The sequence below is a fragment of the Streptosporangium sp. NPDC000396 genome (assembly GCF_042898655.1).
In the GTDB taxonomy this organism is placed as follows: Bacteria; Actinomycetota; Actinomycetes; order Streptosporangiales; family Streptosporangiaceae; genus Streptosporangium.
Map to the genome: position 1 here is coordinate 121,442 of NZ_JBIAZA010000025.1, position 19,507 is coordinate 140,948.

The 19,507-nt window shown below is 69.6% G+C and carries 19 protein-coding genes; 4 read left to right on the forward strand and 15 right to left on the reverse strand.

Annotated elements, in window-relative coordinates; genetic code table 11:
* Entirely contained in the window at positions 1-852 is an 852-nt protein-coding gene (locus ACFY2X_RS33700) for a carbohydrate ABC transporter permease (RefSeq protein ID WP_389946613.1), read from the forward strand.
* Positions 853-879: 27 nt separating this feature from the next.
* On the opposite strand, the gene ACFY2X_RS33705 is transcribed toward ACFY2X_RS33700, so the two are convergent.
* The 5 genes from ACFY2X_RS33705 to ACFY2X_RS33725 form a co-directional block, all read right to left on the reverse strand.
* A complete protein-coding gene (locus ACFY2X_RS33705; RefSeq protein ID WP_389946615.1) occupies positions 880-1,677 on the reverse strand; it encodes a 2-keto-4-pentenoate hydratase in 798 nt (265 codons plus the stop codon).
* Positions 1,678-1,741: 64 nt separating this feature from the next.
* The gene (dmpG, locus tag ACFY2X_RS33710) at positions 1,742-2,746 is read right to left on the reverse strand and encodes a 4-hydroxy-2-oxovalerate aldolase (RefSeq protein WP_389946617.1); all 1,005 of its coding nucleotides are present in this window, start codon (positions 2,744-2,746) and stop codon (positions 1,742-1,744) included.
* A complete protein-coding gene (locus tag ACFY2X_RS33715) occupies positions 2,743-3,618 on the reverse strand; it encodes an acetaldehyde dehydrogenase (acetylating) (RefSeq protein WP_389946619.1) in 876 nt (291 codons plus the stop codon). The genes dmpG and ACFY2X_RS33715 overlap by 4 nt, the downstream gene beginning before the upstream one ends.
* Positions 3,619-3,716: 98 nt before the next feature.
* Entirely contained in the window at positions 3,717-4,178 is a 462-nt protein-coding gene (locus ACFY2X_RS33720; protein ID WP_389946621.1) for a RidA family protein, read from the reverse strand.
* Between the two features lie 59 nt (positions 4,179-4,237).
* Complete coding sequence (locus tag ACFY2X_RS33725) at positions 4,238-4,960, reverse strand: aspartate/glutamate racemase family protein (RefSeq protein WP_389946623.1); 723 nt, start codon at positions 4,958-4,960, stop codon at positions 4,238-4,240.
* 109 nt (positions 4,961-5,069) lie between these two features.
* Here ACFY2X_RS33725 and ACFY2X_RS33730 point away from each other — a divergent pair, with 109 nt between their 5' ends.
* Positions 5,070-5,993, forward strand: coding sequence for a LysR family transcriptional regulator (locus tag ACFY2X_RS33730; RefSeq protein ID WP_389946625.1), 924 nt, complete (start codon positions 5,070-5,072; stop codon positions 5,991-5,993).
* A gap of 51 nt (positions 5,994-6,044) precedes the next feature.
* On the opposite strand, the gene ACFY2X_RS33735 is transcribed toward ACFY2X_RS33730, so the two are convergent.
* The 5 genes from ACFY2X_RS33735 to ACFY2X_RS33755 form a co-directional block, all read right to left on the reverse strand.
* Entirely contained in the window at positions 6,045-7,340 is a 1,296-nt protein-coding gene (locus ACFY2X_RS33735) for an AAA family ATPase (protein WP_389946627.1), read from the reverse strand.
* A gap of 22 nt (positions 7,341-7,362) precedes the next feature.
* Complete coding sequence (locus tag ACFY2X_RS33740) at positions 7,363-8,832, reverse strand: hypothetical protein (protein ID WP_389946629.1); 1,470 nt, start codon at positions 8,830-8,832, stop codon at positions 7,363-7,365.
* A 67-nt stretch (positions 8,833-8,899) separates the two neighbouring features.
* Positions 8,900-10,000 (reverse strand): hypothetical protein, encoded by a 1,101-nt coding sequence (locus ACFY2X_RS33745; RefSeq protein WP_389946631.1) that lies wholly within the window; start codon positions 9,998-10,000, stop codon positions 8,900-8,902.
* A complete protein-coding gene (locus ACFY2X_RS33750) occupies positions 10,000-10,776 on the reverse strand; it encodes a hypothetical protein (protein WP_389946632.1) in 777 nt (258 codons plus the stop codon). Before ACFY2X_RS33750 ends, ACFY2X_RS33745 begins: the two co-directional genes overlap by 1 nt.
* Positions 10,777-10,928: 152 nt before the next feature.
* Positions 10,929-11,825, reverse strand: a complete 897-nt coding sequence (locus ACFY2X_RS33755; RefSeq protein WP_389946634.1) for an NAD-dependent epimerase/dehydratase family protein — start codon at positions 11,823-11,825, stop codon at positions 10,929-10,931.
* A gap of 94 nt (positions 11,826-11,919) precedes the next feature.
* Between ACFY2X_RS33755 and ACFY2X_RS33760 the strand changes: the two genes are divergently transcribed.
* The gene (locus ACFY2X_RS33760) at positions 11,920-12,870 is read left to right on the forward strand and encodes a GlxA family transcriptional regulator (protein WP_389946636.1); all 951 of its coding nucleotides are present in this window, start codon (positions 11,920-11,922) and stop codon (positions 12,868-12,870) included.
* Between the two features lie 5 nt (positions 12,871-12,875).
* On the opposite strand, the gene ACFY2X_RS33765 is transcribed toward ACFY2X_RS33760, so the two are convergent.
* The 4 genes from ACFY2X_RS33765 to ACFY2X_RS33780 all read right to left on the reverse strand — a co-directional run bounded on the left by ACFY2X_RS33765 (position 12,876) and on the right by ACFY2X_RS33780 (position 18,177).
* Positions 12,876-13,361, reverse strand: a complete 486-nt coding sequence (locus ACFY2X_RS33765; RefSeq protein ID WP_389946638.1) for a low molecular weight protein-tyrosine-phosphatase — start codon at positions 13,359-13,361, stop codon at positions 12,876-12,878.
* Between the two features lie 132 nt (positions 13,362-13,493).
* Positions 13,494-14,915, reverse strand: coding sequence for an NADP-dependent phosphogluconate dehydrogenase (gene gndA, locus ACFY2X_RS33770; RefSeq protein WP_389946640.1), 1,422 nt, complete (start codon positions 14,913-14,915; stop codon positions 13,494-13,496).
* Positions 14,916-15,035: 120 nt separating this feature from the next.
* Entirely contained in the window at positions 15,036-16,715 is a 1,680-nt protein-coding gene (locus tag ACFY2X_RS33775) for a serine/threonine-protein kinase (RefSeq protein WP_389946641.1), read from the reverse strand.
* Positions 16,716-16,893: 178 nt separating this feature from the next.
* Entirely contained in the window at positions 16,894-18,177 is a 1,284-nt protein-coding gene (locus ACFY2X_RS33780; RefSeq protein ID WP_389946643.1) for a glycosyltransferase family 4 protein, read from the reverse strand.
* A 219-nt stretch (positions 18,178-18,396) separates the two neighbouring features.
* Here ACFY2X_RS33780 and ACFY2X_RS33785 point away from each other — a divergent pair, with 219 nt between their 5' ends.
* Entirely contained in the window at positions 18,397-18,981 is a 585-nt protein-coding gene (locus ACFY2X_RS33785) for a TetR/AcrR family transcriptional regulator (RefSeq protein ID WP_389946645.1), read from the forward strand.
* 37 nt (positions 18,982-19,018) lie between these two features.
* Here the strand turns inward: ACFY2X_RS33785 and ACFY2X_RS33790 are convergent, their stop codons facing one another.
* Positions 19,019-19,192 (reverse strand): hypothetical protein, encoded by a 174-nt coding sequence (locus tag ACFY2X_RS33790; RefSeq protein WP_389946647.1) that lies wholly within the window; start codon positions 19,190-19,192, stop codon positions 19,019-19,021.
* Between the last annotated feature and the right edge of the window lie 315 nt (positions 19,193-19,507).

The following is a 19,507-nucleotide window of genomic DNA, read 5'->3' on the forward strand; positions in this document are numbered from 1 at the left end:
ATGCCGCGCCGTGCCGGCGGGTTCACCACCACCTCGCCCGCGGAGAAGGCCGTCCGCTACGCTCTGCTCCTGCTGGTGCTGCTGGTGACCATCAGCCCGTTCCTGTGGCAGCTCTCCACCTCGCTCAAGGGGATGGACGAGGACATCTACACCCAGACGCCCAGCTTCATCCCGAGCAGTCCCACGCTGGAGAACTACACCAAGGTGGCCGAGACCATCCCGGTCTGGTCCTACGCCCGTAACTCGCTGGTCGTCGCCGCCATCGTCGTCGTGGGCAACGCCGTCGGCGCCACCCTCGCCGGGTACGCGATGGCCAAACTGCGTTTCCGAGGGGGCAAGCTGCTGCTCGGGCTGTTCCTGGCCACGCTGGTGCTGCCCGGCGAGGTCACGATCGTCTCCCAGTACGTCACCGTGCGGAGCCTCGGCTTCGCCGACACCCTCGTCGGTGTCGCCTTGCCGGGCGCCATCGGGATGCTCAACGTGCTGCTCATGTACACCGCGTTCCGGGCGATCCCCCCGGAACTCGACGCCGCGGCGACCGTGGACGGGGCGAACGCCTGGCAGCGGTTCCGCCACATCGGCCTGCCGAACGTGCGGGGCATGCTCAGCGTGATCGTGATCTTCGCGTTCATCGGTGCGTGGGACGACTTCCTGTGGCCGCTCATCGTGCTCACCGACCCGGACAAGTACACCCTCACCGTCGGCCTGCAGTACCTCAACGGCACCTTCAGCGCCAATCCCCGGCTCATCGCGGCCGGCACCATGATCGCCTTCCTTCCGATCGTGGTCGTCTTCGCGGTGCTCCAGCGATTCTTCTTCAAGGGAGTGGAAGAGGGCGCGATCAAGGGCTAGGTGTACCGCCCATGGCGGGGACGGCCGTTACTCCTGGCTCCCGCCGGACAGCACCGCCGTCACGCTGCCCATTCCGGCGAAGTCAGCCGTGACGCTGTCGCCGGGCGCGATCGGGATGGCTCTGGTGATGGAGCCGGACAGCACCACATGTCCTGGCTTGAGGGACGCTCCCAGCGAACCTATCGCGTTCGCCAGCCACGCCAGAGAGGTGAACGGGTTCCCGAGAACCGCGGCGCCGGTTCCCGTTTCGGCGAGCGTGCCGTTCTTGACCATGGCACAGCTGATCGACCGTGGGTCCACATCGGCCGGGCTGATCGGCGTGCCACCGAGAATCACCCCGCCGGATGAGGCGTTGTCGGCGATCGTGTCGACGATCGAGATCCTCCAGTCCTGAATCCGGGAGTCGACGATCTCGAGCGCCGGCTGCATGAACTCCACCGCCTGTGCCGCGTCGGCGACCGTCACTCCGGGCCCCTGGAGGGGAGACTTGAGCACAAATGCGATCTCTGGCTCGATTTGTGGCTGGATGAACGACTGTGCGGAGATCGGCTGGTGTTCCAAGTGAAACATCCTTGCTGTCAGATGGCCGTAGTCCGGCTCGTAGACACCCATCTGCCGCTGGATCGCGACTGAGACCAAGCCGATCTTGTGACCGCGAACCACGTCTCCGGCCTCGGTCCAGGAACGCACCTGCTCTTGTTGGATCCGGTAGGCATCGGCGATCGTCGCGTCGGTATAAATTTCGCTCAACGGCGGAATGGGCGTTCCTGTTTTGTAGGCACCGAGTAGTGCGGCGGCCGCTTTTCGCACTTCAGCAGGCTTCATGTCTGGCCTTTGCCTCTTCTGCGGGCTGTGTGATCAATGCTCTGGCGATGAGTACGGACCCCGCTCACCTGCTTCGCATGTGCTTCGAAAGCTCCGCCGCGACGTCGACGATCATGTCTTCCTGGCCGCCGATGACGTTGCGCCGCCCCAACTCGAGAAGAATCTCACGCACGGGCACGCCGTATTTGTTCGCGGCACGCTTCGCCGGGTGGAAGAACGTCGAGTAAAGACCGGCGTAGCCGAGCGTGAGTGCGGCCTCGTCGACGATCTGGGGCTCGGTCATCAAGGGTGCGATGGTGCGCTCGGCGACGTCGATCAGTGAGAAGATGTCGACTTCCAGGTCATGACCGGCTCGTTCCATCGCGGCTGCCAGCACCTCCGTCTGGGCGTTACCGGCACCTGCGCCCAGCCCGCGCAGCGACCCGTCGATGTAGGTCGCGCCGCTCTCGACCGCGGCGAGCGCGTTGCCGACGCCCACCCCCAAGTTGTTGTGCGCGTGGAACCCGATGTCGGCACGGACGGCCTCGCGCAGCGCGGCGACACGGGCTCCGGCCGCGCTGGGTACGAGCGCCCCGGCGGAGTCGACCACGTAGATCACTTGCGCGCCGTAGGAGTCCAGCTTCGCGGCCTGCTCGGCCAGCGCCGCCGGTTCCAGCTTGTGGCTCATCATCAGGAAGCTCATCACCCGCATACCGTGGTCGCGAGCGTGCCGGATCGGTTGCTCGGCGCAGTCGGCCTCGGTGCAGTGCGTGGCCACCCGGACCGTGTTCGCACCCGCTTCACGGACGGCGTCGAGGGCCGTGAGCGTTGAGATCCCCGGTACGTAGAGCACGGCGATGTCTGCGGCGCCCACCGCTTCGACGGCGGCGCGCACATATTCGGCGTCCGTGGCGGCGGCGAACCCGTACTGGATCGATGAGGCGCCGATCCCGATGCCGTGGGCGACCTCGATGACCCGGATGCCTGCCCTGTCGAGGCCCCTCGCCACCGCAGCGACCTGGCCCGTTGTGAACTTGTGCGAGACGCTGCTCATCCCGTCACGCAGACTGGTGTCGACGAGGGTGATCATCGGGCGGCTCCTGATGTCTTGGCCGCGATTCGCTCGGCGACGGCGACCGCGGCGGCGGTGATGATGTCGAGGTTGCCCGCGTACGCCGGGAGAAAGTCACCGGAGCCCTGGACTTCCACCATGACGGTGACCAGGTCACCGTCCACCTCCAGTAAGCGCAGCCGATAACCCGGCACGTACTGCTGTACTTTCGCGACCATGTCCCGGACGGAACGATCGATCTTGTCGGTATCACGTCGCCGCACGCGCGCGTATACGGTGTCGCGCATGATCATTGGTGGCTCGGCCGGGTTGATCACTGAAATCGCCTTGGCTTCGTCGACACCGGCGACCGCAGTCAGAGCCCGGCCGGTCTTCTCACTGAACTCGCTCAGATTCTGCCGGGTACCCGGGCCCGCACTGGCGCTCGCGATGGTGGCGACGATCTCGCCGTAGGAGGCGTCCGCGACTTGGTTGATCGCGTACAGGAGGGGGATCGTGGCCTGTCCGGCGCAGCTCACCATGTTCAGGTTCGGCGCATCCAGGTGCTGGTCGAGATTGACCGCCGGAACGACATAGGGTCCGACCGAGGCGGGCGTGAGGTCGATCGCCGTGATTCCCGCCTTCGCGTAGCGCGGTGCGGTTTCGGCGTGCACTTTCGCCGATGTCGCCTCGAACACCAGCACGGGCGGATCCGATCGGCCGAGTAGCCAGTCGACGCCCTCCGCGGACACCTCGAGACCGAGGTCTTTCGCTCGCCGCAAGCCCTCGCTGTCAGGGTCGATGCCGATCATGAAACGTGGATCGACGAGTTCGGACCGGCGAAGTTTGTAGAGCAGGTCCGTTCCGATGTTTCCCGAACCGACGATCGCCGCTGGGATTCTTGGAGCCATGCATGACCTCCTTGTGGCTGAATCGAGTTCCCCTTTTCCGCATACCGGCGACCGGGGTTCCCAAGGTCTTCGCGACAATGGCGGCACCTGAGTGCCGGTCAGCGGATCTCGAATACGACTTCGAGTTCGACGGGCGCGTTCAACGGCAGCGCCGACACTCCGACCGCGGAGCGGGCGTGTCGCCCCGCGTCACCGAAGAGCGCGCAGAGCAGATCCGACGCGCCGTCACCGACCTGTGGTTGCTGGGTGAAATCGGTCGTCGACGAGACGAACACCAGGGCCTTGACCACGCGCGCCACGGCCGACAGGTCACCGATCTCCGCCTTCAGCGCGGCCAGCGAGTTCAGCGCGCACTGGCGCGCGCACTCGTATCCTTCTTCCACGCTCACCGTGTCGCCGAGCCGGCCGACTGCGATGAGCCGTCCCGCACGCAGCGGCACTTGGCCAGACGTATAGACATGACCACCGCTGCGCACCGCCGGCACGTAGGTGGCGACCGGCGGTACAGCCTCCGGCAACGCCCACCCCGCCTCCGCCAGGCGCTGTTCGGGATGCGGCATCGTGTGCTCCTTTCCTTTTCCTTACTCGGGACCCGCATCGCTTTTCACCCGTCGCGCGCCTACAGGGGGCCACCGTGCCAGGTGGGCATGGCCCGGTCACCGACGGCGACGTCATAGGCGGCACGGGCCAGCAGGCGGGTCGAATCCAGCGTGGGCAGCGGAGAGACCTCAGGTGTCACCAGCAGTGGGATCTCGGTGCACACCAGGGCGACCGCATCGCAGCCCTGTGCCGCCAGCCGCTCGATGACGCGGACGTACTTTTGACGCGAGGCCTCGGTGACCACGCCGTTCACCAGTTCCTTGAAAATGATCTCGTTGATGACGTGGCGGTCGTCGGCGTCTGGCAGCTCTGCGGCGATCCCGCGTGCGGCCAGCGCATGCGGGTACAGCGGGCCGTCCATGGTGTATTTGGTGCCCAATACGCCGACGCGCGTGCGGCCGTCGGCGGCGGCCTGGTCCGCGACCACCTCGGCGATGTGCAGGCCCGGAAGCGCAAGGTCCGGTCCCGGCACTTCAAGGGCCATGTGAGCGGTGTTGTCCGGACAGGCGAAGAAATCCGCGCCCGCCTGGGCGAGCCGCTGCACACTTGTCGCCAGGGTGGTTCGGATCGAGGCGTGATCCCCCGCCTCCCACGCGGGCATGCTGTACCCGAAGGCGATGTAGTCCAGGGTCACATCGGGATGCTCGTTGCGGCCGTGCCGGTGGAACCCCTCCTCACAGAAGGCGAGGAAGCACAGCGCGGCCCCTCCCGTGCTGTGGGCGAGAATGCCAAGGTGCTTCACGACTGCTCCAGCGTTCCGGGAATGTGGACGGTTCCATCTTCACTGAGGAAACCGCCGGGCCATACCCTGAGGCATTGACTGGTATAGCTGCCATGCCTTGGAGGTATGGATGGATCTGCGACTGCTCGGCTATGTGATCGTGATCGCAGAAGAGGGATCGATCAGCGGCGCCGCCCGCCGACTGCATCTGACCCAACCGACTCTGAGCAGGCAACTGCGCGAGCTGGAACGACGGCTGGGCGTCGAACTGTTCGCCCGCGCGGGCCGCGGACTCGTTCCCACCGCGGCCGGTGAGGCGCTGCTACGGCGGGCCGTGAACATGCTGGCCGAAGCCGAAGCCGCACTCGACGATGTACGGCTGGCAGCACAGGGCAAGACCGGACGACTGACGGTCGCGTTCGCCGGATCGGGCATCAACGGGGCGCTGGGCGAGGCCCTCGGGCGCCTCCGGGTGCAACTACCCGACGTCGACCTACGCTTGGTGGAACTGTTCGACGACGCCGAGATGTCTGCGGGCGTCCTGAACGGCAGCCTCGACGTGGCTGTGCAGCGGCTGCCGGTACGCGACGCCCGGCTCGCCACCCGGGTCTGGGCACGGGAACCACTCACCCTCTTCCTGCCCGCCGCTCACGCGCTCGCCGCGACTCGAGAGGCGGCACCGGTTTCGATACTCGGTGAGATCCCATTGGTGCTGTGGCCGAGGGAATCCTCGCCCCACGCCCACGATGAGATCATCGCGCTGTGCCACCGCGCCGGAATCGTGCCGCGGATCGCCGCGCGAGGGCGAAGCGTGCAGACGATCCTCGCCCTGGTCGCGGCGGGATTCGGAGCGGCTGTCATGGCCGACTCCTACCGGGTGCTCCACCGGGAGGGCGTGACGCCCCGACGGCTCGCGGGCACCGCCGCCACGCTGCATCTCGTCTGGCGGGCCGATGACACCGGCCCACTTCTCACACGTTTCCTGACCGCTCTGAACGGCACGGACCCGTCAACACCGGCTCGACCACGACGGACCAAGGCTCCCGGCGAGTGAAGCGCCGAGGGCGACCGGCGACGTGCCGATCCACGAGCCGGCGGCTCGCCGTCAGGTGGCCGGGGTTACCCGATGCTTGGAGAGGTGGGCGAGCACGGCCTGGTTGGCCTCCCAGCCGTCGGGGAACTTCACCGGCACGCCGAGCTGGACCGGCTCGGCCGACGGGTGGGCGTCCAGCAGCTCGGGAATGCCCGCCCTGGCGACCACGACGCAAGCGTGCCGGTGCCGGGAGGTGAGCACGCACAGCCGCCCGGACTCCAGGTGGAACGCGGTGGCGTCGCGGCGGCCGGAGAGGGGGTGGAGCACGACCGTCACGTCGTACTCCCGCCCCTGGAGGCGGTTGGCGGTGTCCACCGTGATCTCCTCCGGCACCCCGGCGGCGCGGATCGCGGCCACCTGATCGCGGTGCGCGGCGCCGATGGCGATCCGGTCGGCGGTGACGCGGTGGCTGCCGCGCTCGGAGTGCGCGACCGGCCCCCGCTGCAGCAGCCGCACCGCCAGCACCGCCACCGCCTGTACGGCCTCCGCGTCCGTCCGTACGGCGTGGCGGCTCGGCAGCTCGTACAGCGCCCAGCCTGACGCGGCCGCCTCCTCCAGCGCCCGGTCATAGGAGGTGCGCATGCCGTTCACGGTCAGCTCCAGCGACCGGTCGGAGTGATCCGTCCCGGCCCGGAACCCGGTGAACGGGTAGAACGCCTCGGAGACCACCGGCGCCGCCGAGGCGGGCAGCCGCCACGAGACGGGTAGCCGGTGCACCGGCAGGTCGGGGTTGTGCCGCAGCAGCACCGAGACCGCGCTCTGCACCGGGTCCCACGACAGGCCCGCCCAGCGGTCGCCGTCCACGATGGAAAACGGGTCGAGCTGGCCCGGGTCGCCCACGAACAGGGACCGCTCGAACAGCGAGGCGATGCGCAACAGCTTGTCCGAGCGCATCTGGTAGGCCTCGTCCACGATCGCCCACGGCCAGGTGCGGTCGCCGACCCAGGCCCACTTGTCGGCCGTGGCGATCACCACGGCAGGGTCGCCGAGGTCGGGCAGCTTGCCCGCCACCGAGACGTTGGGGTGGGCGAGGATACGGCCGGGCGTGATGTAGCCGCCGGCCGACAGCCGGCCGATCGTGAGGTCCGGACGCTCGGTCGCGAGCCGCTCCACCAGGTCGTCGACCTGCTCGTTGGTCTGCGCGACGATCATCAACGGCTCGCCGGTCTCGGCGATGTGCCCGGCCGCCTTGACCACCAGGGTGGACTTGCCCGCGCCGGGAGGTGAGTCCACCACCACGCCCCGGTTGCGGGGCAGGTCGGCCAGCACCGCGTCGACGACGGCCGCCGCCTCCTGCTGGGGCGTCATGCCGGGGTTCCCTGCTGAACGCTCACGACCATTCCTCCTGGGCGTCATCGTCGTCGGGCACGTATTCCTCAGGCGGCCCGCCGTGGGTCCACGGCGTCTGCTCGGGGTCGGGGAGCGCCGCCGAGGACTGGAAGTCGTCGGTCAGCGCGGTGTAGCAGACCCGCTCACCCGGCTCGGGCACCGCGCCCGGCGCGGGCGTCTTTCCCCGGCCCATCCCCTTGGTGATCTTCAGGACGACCTCGCCGTCCGTGATCTCGACGATTTCGGCGGCGTGGCCCCGCCGGTCCGGGCTGCCGACGGTCACTCCCGGTGCCAGCCGTACGGGATCGTCGGTCTGGACCGTGATCAGCGGTCGCAGCTTGCGCGAGCGGCCCTCGCCCTCGGTGTGCTCCGGATCCGCGGCCGTCACCGTCCCGGCGAACGCCTCGCCGGTCAGCCGGTATTCGGCCATGATCAGCGGGTCGTCGTAGGCGCGTTGCACGTCGTAGCTCGCCCGGGCCCGCTCCAGCCCCGCCAGCCGCGCGGCGGCGCCGACCGCGCCGTCCCGGCGCGCCTGTGGCGGCCCGCCCTCGGCGATCCGCTCGACGAACCGGGTGAACGACCCCCGGTCGGTGTCCCACCGGTCCTTCACCCTGGTTCCCTCGGGCAGGGCGCGCAGCAGGTCGATCGCCCGCCACATCAGCCGCCAGGTGGGTTCGAGCTGGGTCCGCAGCGCCTGGGTGATGCGTTCCACGGCGCGGTCGGTCGGGGCCTCCTCGTAGGCCCGTATGGCGGGGCCGAGCACCTCGTTGTCGAATCCCGGGTCGGTGGCGGGGCCGGCCGGGGGCCACAGCAGCGGGTCTTCGGCCTCATGGGCGGCCTGACGACCGGTCATCCCCGCGGGCGGGTCGATCCACCCGAGCAGCGCCGCCAGGTTGGCGTTCTCCAGGCTGCTCTGCCCGGTCGCCCAGTGCGTGCCCAAGGCCTCGGTCGCCGCGAGCAGCAGGCATGAGCCCGGCTGCTGGGACCGGTCGGCGAAATAGGTCAGCCACCGGCCGAGCAGCGGCACCGACGGATGCACCGGATAGGGCCCGTCGGCCCGGCGGAACCGGGTGGAGCGGCCCAGCAGGCCGATGAAGGCGATCGCGGGCAGGTTCGGCACGACGATCTGCGGGGCGTCCAGGCATCGTTCGTACGGCTCGCCGCCTTTCTTCTCGATCGTCTCGGTGGTCTTGCCGAACCCTTCGATGTACGGCAGGAACACCTCGGCCAGGTCGGCGGCGAAGGAGAAACGCAGGTCCCGGTTGCGCGGCTGGGGGACCACGAGCAGGCGGGGATGGCCGGGATCGGTGCCCACCATGGCCGCCAGCGGCGCGGCGGCCTCGCCGGCGAGCCTGAGCGGGATGAAGACCAGCGGACGCGGGGCGACGTGACAGTGCCGGACCGTGGTGATCCGCTGCGCGGCCCCGTCCCTGATGGCGCGCAGCTGCGCCAGCGCCGTCAAAGTGCTCACGGAGTCTCCTCCACCGGCTCCGGGGACGCCGCGCCGCCGCGCTCACGGGGCTCACGGGCTCGCTCGCTCACCGCAGGGCCTCCTCGCGCAGGCGGTCCGCCAGACGGAGCAGGCCGGCGATCTCCTCCTGGCCCTCGGCGGGTTCGAGGGTGCCCTCGGCCAGGCCCAGCGCCTCGGCCACGCTGGAGACACCGCCGAGCTGGTCGCGGACCTGGCGGCCGAGCAGGCCGGTGAAACCGCAGCCGCGGGCCTCGTCACGGCAGAACATGCACATGTCGCAGGTGGACAGGCAGTCGGGCGCGTAGCGTGCGGACACCTGGTGCAGCGCTGTGGTGAGCTCGTCGGCCGAGCGCGTGGGCACGCCGTTCTCGTCCGGGACCAGGTCGAAGGTGATCCCGTCCGGCAGGCCTTCGAGCAGGCGGTCCACCCTGGTCATCCGGGTGAGCTGCCGTTTGAGCACCGCCAGCTGCTTGCGGACGTCGATGAGTGTCGCGATCGGCCGGTTGGCGAAGTTCTCCGGGCAGACGAGCACCACGTCGTGGGACACGCGCTCGGGGTCGTGCCCGAGGTCGGCCAGCAGCGTGCGCAGCGCCAGGACGTAGACCGCCGCCTGCCTGGCCGCCGCGGCGACCTTCTCCGGCTCGGCCTGGCCGTCGATCACTCCGAACGACTTGATCTCCACGATGTGGAAGCGGCCGCCGAGCTGGAAGGCCACCACGTCGGGCTCCAGATAGGAGGTGTGTCCGGCGATCTCCAGGCTGAGGAGGGGGTGATCGTAGAAGACCGCCGTGTCCTCGCTCGCGCGCGCCGCCCGGTCGATCAGCGCCCGGGTGTGGGAGTGGCGCAGGTGGGCGCCGACGCTCTCCACGTCCTGGTAGCCGACCTGGGAGATGGGCAGCCCGAACAGCTCGCGCAGGAGCCGCAGCAGCTCCGCGCAGCCGCTCTCCTTCACCAGCGTCTCGAACGCGTTTCCCCGGGTGATCGCGAACTGCGACTGGCCGAACGGGGCGGGGAAACCGAGGTGCCGGGCCGTACGGTCCATGTCGATCCCCGCGGCGTCCATCAGCGCCCGGCGGGCGCAGCCGGGATTGGCGGCCAGCGCCGCGATGGCCCGGGCGTCGTGTGCGCGGGACGGCACCGGCCCGCGCAGCTCGTCCAGCCTGTTCATCAACAGGCTCCCCTCAAGGTGCTCATCGTGGCGACGCCGAACAGGCGCTCCACGTCCGGTAGTTGCCTGCTCGCCCGCGCCGCCACCTCGGCCCGCTGCGTGGCGTCGGCGGCCCGGTGCACCTCCAGCTCCGCCTGGGCGGCGAGGATCACGGCCGCCGGGTCGGCGGGGATGAAGCCCTCGACGGCGCCGGGGATGTTCTGCGCCATCCGCGACAGCAACCGCAGCGCGCCCGGGGGCGGCTCGGCCAGCCGGGTGAGGTGCTCGGCGATGCGCATGGTCGAGACGAGGAAGTCGACGCGCGGGCTCAGCGGTCCCAGCACCCGCCGCTCGGGGGCCCAGGTGCTGTCGGCGAGCAGGCCCCGGGCGGGGGAGAGGCGGTCGGTCAGCGCGGCGCACAGGTAGTACGGCCGGGCGTAGGGGTCACTGCGGAACGAACGTTCCTCGTCCCTGCGCAGGCTGGTGAGCTGCGAGCCGCGCAGCGTGCGGGAGAAGAGCGCGTCGTTCACCGCCACGATCAGCTTGACCGCGGTGGGCACGCCCAGCAGGGCCAGCGCCTGGTGAACCTGCTCCCTGATGGGCAGAAGGGAGGCCTCGGGTTCATGGGACGGCGCCGGCTCCTCGGCGGTGACGGCCGTGTCCCAGGCCATTTCGGCCCGGCGCAGGTCACCCCGGAGCGACCGGGCCAGCGAGCCGTCCCTCGCCTTGACCGCCCGCCGCACCTCGGCGCGGAGCTCGGATATTCGCCGCTCCAGCGCGTCCAGTGATTCACTCACGGCACGGAGCGTAACAGGAGTTCCACCAGTCTCCCTTGTATTCCAGTGAATTCCAGCATTAAGCGTGGATCATGAACTGGAAATAATGGGGCGAAAGGGGCATTCTTCGCCGTGTCGCGGGTCAGGTCATCCCGCCAGACCCGGTCGCCCGATCATTGGAGGTGTCCGGCGAGCACGTCGTCGAGCAGCGTCGGCTTGAGGTCGAAGGTCTGCTCGGTCAGCGAGGAGTCCACGACGAACGGCCGGTCGAACAGGTAGAGCATCTCGATCACCTCGGCCATGACGGGCACGGACTCCCCGACGGCGGCGAGTTCCCCGGCCGACAGGGGTTCCAGCACCGGCTCGGGGGCGCCGGTCGCCTCGGCGAGCCGTACCGCCAGCTCGCGCGGAGAGATCGTGGCGGCGGAGGGCACGTGCCACGCGCGTCCCCACGCGCGCTCGTCCCGGCTCACCGCGACAAGCGCGCGAGCCACGTCGCCGACGAAGGACCAGCTGTGCGGCGCGTCGAGATCACCCGGGTAGCGTGCGGGCTCACCGGACAGCAGCGCCGGCGTTACCGTGAGGTTGAACAGTGACTCTCCTCCGGCTCCGACGAAGTCGCTGGCGCGTACCTCGGTGACGCGCACCCCGCTCGTCAGCGCGTCCGTCCACATCTTCGCCCGGACCTGTCCCTTCACGGCCGTGGGCGCCATCGGCAGATCCTCGGTCAACGGCCCGTCCACCGCCCCGTAGCCGTAGTGGTTGCCCAACATCACGTAACCGGCGCCGGTGCGCCCAGCCGCCGTGAGCAGCGCCGCGGCCAGCGGCGGAAACTCCTCGGGCCACCTGTCGTACGGCGGGGCCGCGCAGTTGATCAGGGTGCTCGCCCCTTCGACCAGTTCGGTCAGCCGGGCCGCGTCGGTCGCGTCCGCGGCCACGAGCTCCACCAGGGGATGCTCGACCCCGGTGCCCCGCCGGGTGATCTGGCGGACCCGCTCTCCCGAGTCGGCGAGCAGGCGGGCGGTCGCGGTTCCGGTCGCACCGGCGCCGAGGACTACGTGAAACGACATGGTGTGCTCCAAAGATCGGTGGTGACACCACTGTGCTGACCGTTCCCGGGCGTAGGCTACAGGCCTGAATGCCATATATCCGGAGGTTCTGGCCATGCATCGAATCGCCGTCATCGCCGTACCGCCCGTCACGACCTTCGACCTGTCCATTCCCGAGCTGGTGTTCGCCGAGGTGAAGGTGGACGGCGCCCCCGGTTACGAAGTGGTCGTCTGCACGGCCGACCCCGGGCAGGTGCGCACCTCCACCCCGCTCGCGGTCGTGATCCGGCACGGGCTGGAGGCCGTGGAGGACGCCGATACCGTGATGGTCACCGGAACGTACTCGCGGGAGAACACCGATCCCCGCGTGTTGTCGGTGCTGCGCCGTGCGGCGGCACGGGGACGGCGGGTCGCGTCGATCTGCAGCGGCGCGTTCGTCCTCGCCCAGGCCGGGCTGCTCGACGGCCGCGACGCGACGACCTACTGGACACTCTCGGAGGAGTTCGCCAGGCGCTTCCCAGCCGTGAATCTCCGGCCCGACGTGCTCTACGTCGAGGACGGCCCCATCCTTACCTCGGCCGGGCTCGCTGCGGGCATCGACCTCTGCCTGCACATCATCCGCACCGACTACGGCGCGGCGGTGGCCAACGCCGTCGCCCGCCTGGCCGTCGTCGCCCCGGTACGGCCCGGCGGCCAGGCCCAGTTCATCACCTCACCCCTGCCGCCGGAACGCGGCACCTCACTGGCCCTCACCCGGGCCTGGGTACTGGAGCGGCTGGAAGACCCCCTCACCCTCGCCGACCTGGCCGCGCACGCCCGCACCAGCGTGCGGACCCTGACCCGCCGGTTCCGCGAGGAGACCGGCCTCAGCCCGCTGCAGTGGCTGCTCCACCAGCGCGTCGACCGGGCCCGAGAGCTGCTGGAGACCACCGGGCTCCCGGTCGACCAGGTTGCCAGGCGCAGCGGTCTCGGCACCCCCGACTCCCTCCGCCAGCACCTGCTCAGGCGGGCGGGCCTGACCCCGAGCGCCTACCGCGCCGCCTTCACCCGCACTCCAGAGCGGTAGGCGCCCTAAAGGCCCGGGGAGCGCAGCTTCTCCGACAGATGCTTGGCCAGCCCCTCGGAAGCGGCCTCGACCATCTCCAGGACGTCGGCGAAATCCTCACGGCCGCCGTAGTAGGGGTCGGGCACCTCGGCGTCCTCCGGCGCGGCCGGATCGAAGGAACGGAACAACCGCACGTCGGCGCCGTCCGGGGCCAGGCGGCGCAGAGCGCGGAGGTTCTCCCTGTCCATGGCCAGCACCAGGTCGACCTGGCCGTACCAGTCCCGCAGGAACTGCCTGGCCCGATGCGCGGAGCCGTCGTAACCGTGGTCGGCCAGCATCGCGGCGGCCCGCTCGTCCATCGGGTCGCCCTGGTGCCAGCCACCGGTCCCCGCGCTGTCGACCGTGACGAGACCGTCCAGCCCGTGGTCGGCGAGGGTCTTCCTCAACACGACCTCGGCCATGGGGGAGCGGCAGATGTTTCCCATGCAGACCACACATATGCGATAACTCATGGCTCCCAGGATGCCGCCTGCTGAGAGGCGACCACCCGGCGGGCCGGTGGCCATCTCCGGCGGGCGGGACGGCGGCAGCGCGCCGGCGGTGGCGGACGCCTGGACGGCGCCCGCCACCGCCGGCGGGGGTTCTCAGGCCTCGACCTCCGAGCGGTCACCGGACCAGAGGGTGTGGAAGGAACCCTCCCGGTCCACCCGCTGGTAGGTGTGGGCGCCGAAGAAGTCCCGCTGACCCTGGATCAGGGCCGCGGGAAGGCGCTCGGCCCGCAGGGAGTCGTAGTAGGCCAGCGCGCTGGAGAAGCCCGGGGTCGGGATGCCCAGCTCGACCGCCTTCACGACCACCCGTCGCCACGACTCCTGGGCCAGGCTCAGCGCCTCGGCGAAGAGGGGGGCGGTCAGCAGGGTCACCGACGGGGTCTCCTCCTCGTAGGCCTCCCGGATGCGGTCAAGGAAGACGGCCCGGATGATGCAGCCGCCACGCCAGATCGTGGCCAGCGCGCCCGGGTCGACGTCCCAGCCGTATTCGGTGCTCCCGGCACGGATCTGGTCGAACCCCTGCGCGTAGGCGATGATCTTCGACGCGTACAGCGCCCGCCGTACGTCCTCCACGAAGCCCTCGCCGGCCGACCCGCCCGAGGGGCCGGGCAGGTCGCGCGCGGCCTGCCGCAGCTCTACATGGCCGGACACCGAGCGGGCGAACACCGCCTCGGCGATTCCGCTCACCGGGACGCCGAGGTCGAGCGCGATCTGCACGGTCCAGCGGCCGGTGCCCTTCTGCTCGGCCCGGTCGGCGATCACGTCCACCAGCGGCCTGCCGGTGGCGGCGTCGACCTGCCGGAGCACCTCGGCGGTGATCTCGATGAGGTAGGAGGACAGCTCGCCCTCGTTCCACTCCTCGAAGACGTCCGCGAGCTCCGCCGGGGTCAGGCCGAGCCCCTGTCTGAGCAGGTCGTAGGCCTCCGCGATGAGCTGCATGTCGGCATACTCGATGCCGTTGTGCACCATCTTGACGAAGTGCCCGGCACCGTCGGGACCGATGTGCACGCAGCAGGGGACGCCGTCCACCTTGGCGGAGATGTCCTCCAGCAGCGGCCCCAGCGCCTCGTAGGACTCCTTCGAGCCGCCGGGCATGATGCTCGGCCCGAGCAGCGCGCCCTCCTCACCGCCGGACACCCCGGCGCCGACGAAGTGAATGCCCCGCTCGCGCAGTGCCGCCTCTCGCCGGCGGGTGTCGAGGAAGTGCGCGTTCCCGCCGTCCACGAGCATGTCGCCCGGCTCCAGCAGGGGAGCGAACTCCTCGATCACCGCGTCGGTCGGCGCGCCCGCCTTGACCATGATGATGATGCGCCGAGGGCGCTCCAGCGCCGCGACGAACTCCTCCGGAGTCTCACAAGCGGTGAAGTCGCCCTCGTGCCCGTGCTCTTCGACAAGTGCCTTGGTCCGGTGAGGCGACCGGTTATGTATGGCTACAGCATGTCCGTGCCTGGCCAGGTTCCGGGCGAGGTTCGCCCCCATCACAGCCAGTCCGGTCACGCCGATTTTCGCCTGAGTCATCTCGTGACACCCCCTTCGTGTCCAAGAATGTCAGTCCTTGCCCCGAGGCGCTCACAAGTGGGGCGCAAACATCGGCCCGGCGGAAGCCCCGGCCGCTCCCCTCCGATGCGTCGTGCCCGGTCAGGGGCGAAAGTAGGTGCCTGGATCCTCGGCGCCGGTGACGCCGCCGAGACAGCGGTAGGTCCGCACGCCCCGGTTGAACTGCTCCTCCGACGGCGGCAGGACCGTGGTTCGCCACTTGCCCGGGGAAATCGCGCGGGCGTCGCCGTATCGGGAGGCGAGCATCACCGACGACGAGCACACTTTCCTGACCACCGGGTGTTTTTCCAGGGCCGTCGAGTCATAGGTGAGCGCGTCCAGCGGCAGGGGGGCGATCGCGAAGGTCTCCCAGGAGTGGGACTCCTCGCAGCCGATCCGCTTGGCCTTCGCGTCGCCCGAGATGACGACGAGACCGCCCCAGCACTCGGCGTCCTTCACGCACGCGGCCTTCGCGCCGGGCACCGCCGAGGCCGGGCACGCGGCCGTGACCGTGGGGACCTCGCTGACTCCGCCGGAGGCGCGGGCCTCGGTCGCGCCGGAGGTGGTCGTGCCGGACCCCTGGTCGGCGGCCGGGTCCTGGGCGCGGTTCTCGAGGACCATCAGCCCCAGCCCGGCCAGCAGCAGGATCGCGAAAGCCGCGGCCACCGCGACGAACACCCGGGCGTTCGACGTGCCGTGGGAGGCGGCGACGATCGCGGGGGACTGCGTCCTCGCCGAACTCCGCAGACCGGGCGAGGTCATGTGCGCGTGCATCGGCTCCTTGCCCGCCGCGGAGTGACCCGGCGGCATGCCGTACGGCGAGGGCACGCCGGTGGGAGACGCCGCGCTGTGAAGGGGCGAGGGCGTCGCCGGGTGAGGGGCCGAGGGCGTCGCGACGTGCGGGAGCGAGGGGTGAGCGGCCGGCGGAGGGCCGACCGGCCGGGGCGCCGGGGCGCTCCGGGCCAGGCGCAGGTCGGTGAGGGCGTCCCGCAGCGCCGCGACGGAGGGTGTGCGCTGTCTCGGGTCGGTGGCCATGGCCTGCCGCAGCACGGCGGTGAGCTCTGTTGGCACGCCTGGAATGTCCGGGACCGGCAGACGATGCAGGGCGATGATGGTGGCGATGTTGGCCACGCCGCTCTCGGGGAAACGCGGGGGACGGCCTGACAGCAGCGCGTAGAGCGTGGCGGCGAGGGAGTAGACGTCCCCGGCCGGGGCGGGCTCGGTCAGCTCGAACGCCTCGGGCGGGGCATAGGCCGGGGTGAGCGACTCGCGGGTCACCGAGGCCTCGCCACCCGGGGAGGGCATGGTGGCCAGCCCGAAGTCGGACAGCACCACGTTGCCGTACCGGTTGATCAGAATGTTGGCGGGTTTGATGTCGCGGTGCAGCACCCCGGCGGCGTGCGCGGCCGACAGCGCGTCCGCGATGCGGATGCCGATGTCGGCGACCTCGGCGGGAGACAGCCGTCCCTCGGCCCGCATCCGGTCCAGCAGCGACCCGCCCGGGCACAGCTCCAGCACCATGTACGGCCGGCCGTCGGGCAGCACTCCGGCGTCGTATACATGGGCGACGTGCGGGTGCCCGGAGAGCGCTCCGGCCGAGGTCACCTCGCGCATGAAGCGGCGCCGGTCCCGCTCGGAGACCAGCACCCGGTTGTCGACCTTGAGCGCGACCTCGCGGTCCACCGCCAGCTGCCTGGCCCGGTAGACGATTCCGAAACCACCTTGGCCGAGGATGCCGGACACCTCGTAGCCCGGAACCGTCACGGCACCTGCTTCGGCCACCTGCCACCTCCTGGAGAGACCGGCAGATTATCGGACTTATACCGGGGAAGGGTGCCATGTCCGGTAGGTGTGAATGCCCGATGCGGCAGGCCTTCCGGAGCCGTACCTCGGCCGTTTCCGGGGATCGCCGGAGCCTTCCACGACACCGGGGCCGGATTTCCTCCGGCCCCGGCCTGAACTACCGGCCGACCCCGTCCGGCGCGGTGGCGAGGTTCGGTGTACCGGCGAGATCGGCCAGCAGGGCGTCCCACCGGGCGCCGATGGCGTCGAGGTCGTAACGGGTGGCCGTGCGCAGGGCGTTGGCACCGAGTCTGCCGCGCAGTTCCCGATCCTCGATCAGGCGGCAGACGGCTTCTGCCAGAGCCTGCGGCCTCTGGGAGCTCACGAGCAGGCCGTCGTGCTCGTGGGTGATGATCTCCCGGGGGCCGTGCGGGCAGTCGAAGCTCACCACGGGCACGCCCTTGTTCATCGCCTCCAGGATCGTCATGCCGAATCCCTCGTAGCGTGAGCTGACGACATAGATCGACGACTTGGCCAGCTCGGTGCCGATCGCCGAAGAACTGCCCATGAGCAGCACCTTGCCCGTCAGATCCGCGTCCTCGATCATTGTTCTGAGCCTGCTCTCGGCCTTCGCCGTGCCCCCGCCGTAAATGCGCAGCACCCAGTCCGGGTGCGCCGCCGCGACGTGTTCCCACGCCTCGACCAGACGGTCGAAGCCCTTGGCGCGCACCAGCCTGCCGATGGCGATCACGCTCTTCTCCTCCAGCGCCGAGACGTCACCGGCCAGGTAGGGAACCGCGTTGGGGATGCACAGCAGTCGTCCCGGCGGGTCGGCCTTCAGCGTCTCGGTGTAGTGCTCCAGGTCGGCGTTGGTGAGGGTGACGAAGGCGTCCAGCCTGCCGTACCGCCGCTTGATGAGTCGCACGATCTCGGGAGAGTGGACGTCCAGGGCCACGTGCTCCTGGCCGATCGTCATGACGTCTGGCGGCGCGAACAGCGCGGTGACCAGGTTGAACCCCGGCCGGGTGGAGATCATCACACCGCCGCGCAGGGACCGCAGGAAGCGGATCAGGCAGAGGTCGGTCCAGAGCGTGACGGAGTGGTAGATGTTCTCCTGTTTCGGGATGAGAAGGCTGGGAAAGCGTGACAGCAGGCGGCTGACCCAGTTTCCGGGTCCGGTCCTGTCGTCCAGGAACGACACCCGGACCCCGGGCGGGATCGGGAAGAAGGGTTCCTCCGCCGCGCGGACCACGCTGACGATCTCCACGTCGCGCTCTCGCGCCAGGTAGCCCGCGAGGTTGAGCATGGTCCGGATGGTGCCACCCATCCCGTAGGCGTGCTGCAGGAAAATCCGGACCGTTGTGGTGTCGGGCGCGGGCGCATGACGCGCCCGCCTCTTGTTGAGTTTCTCCAGAACCTGCAGCGCCGCGCGCCTGCCCGCTCTGCGTATTTTCCCCGTCAATTGAGAGCCCCCTGCTCAACTGGTGTTCTGTTGTACGGCGCGTCCCGGAAGCTGTCCCCTGCCCGGGAGGTCGCGACATATACGGAAATATCCCTATGTATTAGTTACCGGAACCGTGCCTTGGGTTCAGGCCTTTTCCGGTTTCCGGGCAGGACGGGGGAGGACCAGTCGCAGGGGGAGGCGAGTCCTATGCTGTTGCCCTCTGAGAGGGGAACAGCGGTGAGCGGACGGGATCCGGACAGGCGGCGCGCGTTGCTGGACGCCGCCGACCGGGTGATTCGGCGAGAAGGGCCGGAGGCGTCGATGGCCTCGATCGCCGCCGAGGCCGGGATCACCAAACCCATCCTCTACCGGCACTTCGGCGACAAGAGCGGGCTCTACCAGGCCCTGGCCAACAGGCATGTCGGCACCGTGGTCAGCCTGCTGCGCTCGGAGTTCGACCGGGACAGGGCGGACCTGCGCGGTCGCGCCCGATCGGCGATCACCGCCTACCTCGAGATGATCGCCGCCAACCTGAACCTCTACCGCTTCCTGTTCCACCGGGCCGGTGCCGAGGACAGCCGGACCCACTCCCAGATGACCGCCATCGTGCGCAGCCTCGGTGAAGAACTGGGCGTGGTGATCGCCACGGAGTCCGCGGTTCCCGACCCGGTCCGAGCCCAGGTGCTGGGACACGCCTTCGTCGGCATGGTGCAGGCCACCGGTGACTGGTGGCTGGAGCACCCCGAGGTGGATCGCGCAGAGGTCGTCGAAGGGCTGGTCGGGGTGATCGTGGCGGCGATGTCCGCCGAGGTACCCCGCTGACCGGGTCCCGCCTTGCTCGTCACTCGTTCCGCTCGCGCTATTCGCCGAAGCGTGACAGCTTGCCGTGCGCGCGGGCGTAGCGCAGTGCCCAGCCGAACAGGCCGAGCAGCCCGACGATCTCTCCTCCGCGTACGGTGAGAGTCACTTCCTTGACGGCGGTCACCGAGCCGGACCTCTTCGTCAGTGCCACGGCCTCAAGAATCGACGACACCGATCAAGCCTGCGCTCGGCGGACCTCCCGGGCAACGGGGTTTCCTGCGGCGACGCCGCTGATTTGACGAGGCAGACCGGTATCCATAAAGTTCTCCAGGCCTGAGGGAGACGGCGGTGACGCCGAGGACTCAGGATCCCCTCTGATCAAATCCGCTCAATGAGATCATCATGTCTCGGCGAGGTTCGGTTCGACATGAACCGAACGGCGGAGTAAGTTAGAGGGGTTGCCCTGGAGACAGGGTGGTCCGAATTCCTCTCGGACCGGCTAGATCAAATCAAATAGATCCGAACGGATCGATTTGACGAGAAAAAG

Coding starts and splice junctions, on each gene's coding strand:
- ACFY2X_RS33760 (WP_389946636.1), top strand. CDS start 11,920: ATGCATCGAATCGCCGTCATCGCCGTACCGCCCGTCACGACCTTCGAC.
- ACFY2X_RS33700 (WP_389946613.1), top strand. CDS start 1: ATGCCGCGCCGTGCCGGCGGGTTCACCACCACCTCGCCCGCGGAGAAG.
- dmpG (WP_389946617.1), bottom strand. CDS start 2,746: ATGATCACCCTCGTCGACACCAGTCTGCGTGACGGGATGAGCAGCGTC.
- gndA (WP_389946640.1), bottom strand. CDS start 14,915: ATGACTCAGGCGAAAATCGGCGTGACCGGACTGGCTGTGATGGGGGCG.
- ACFY2X_RS33720 (WP_389946621.1), bottom strand. CDS start 4,178: ATGCCGCATCCCGAACAGCGCCTGGCGGAGGCGGGGTGGGCGTTGCCG.
- ACFY2X_RS33735 (WP_389946627.1), bottom strand. CDS start 7,340: ATGACGCCCCAGCAGGAGGCGGCGGCCGTCGTCGACGCGGTGCTGGCC.
- ACFY2X_RS33765 (WP_389946638.1), bottom strand. CDS start 13,361: ATGAGTTATCGCATATGTGTGGTCTGCATGGGAAACATCTGCCGCTCC.
- ACFY2X_RS33730 (WP_389946625.1), top strand. CDS start 5,070: ATGGATCTGCGACTGCTCGGCTATGTGATCGTGATCGCAGAAGAGGGA.
- ACFY2X_RS33755 (WP_389946634.1), bottom strand. CDS start 11,825: ATGTCGTTTCACGTAGTCCTCGGCGCCGGTGCGACCGGAACCGCGACC.
- ACFY2X_RS33745 (WP_389946631.1), bottom strand. CDS start 10,000: ATGAACAGGCTGGACGAGCTGCGCGGGCCGGTGCCGTCCCGCGCACAC.
- ACFY2X_RS33715 (WP_389946619.1), bottom strand. CDS start 3,618: ATGGCTCCAAGAATCCCAGCGGCGATCGTCGGTTCGGGAAACATCGGA.
- ACFY2X_RS33705 (WP_389946615.1), bottom strand. CDS start 1,677: ATGAAGCCTGCTGAAGTGCGAAAAGCGGCCGCCGCACTACTCGGTGCC.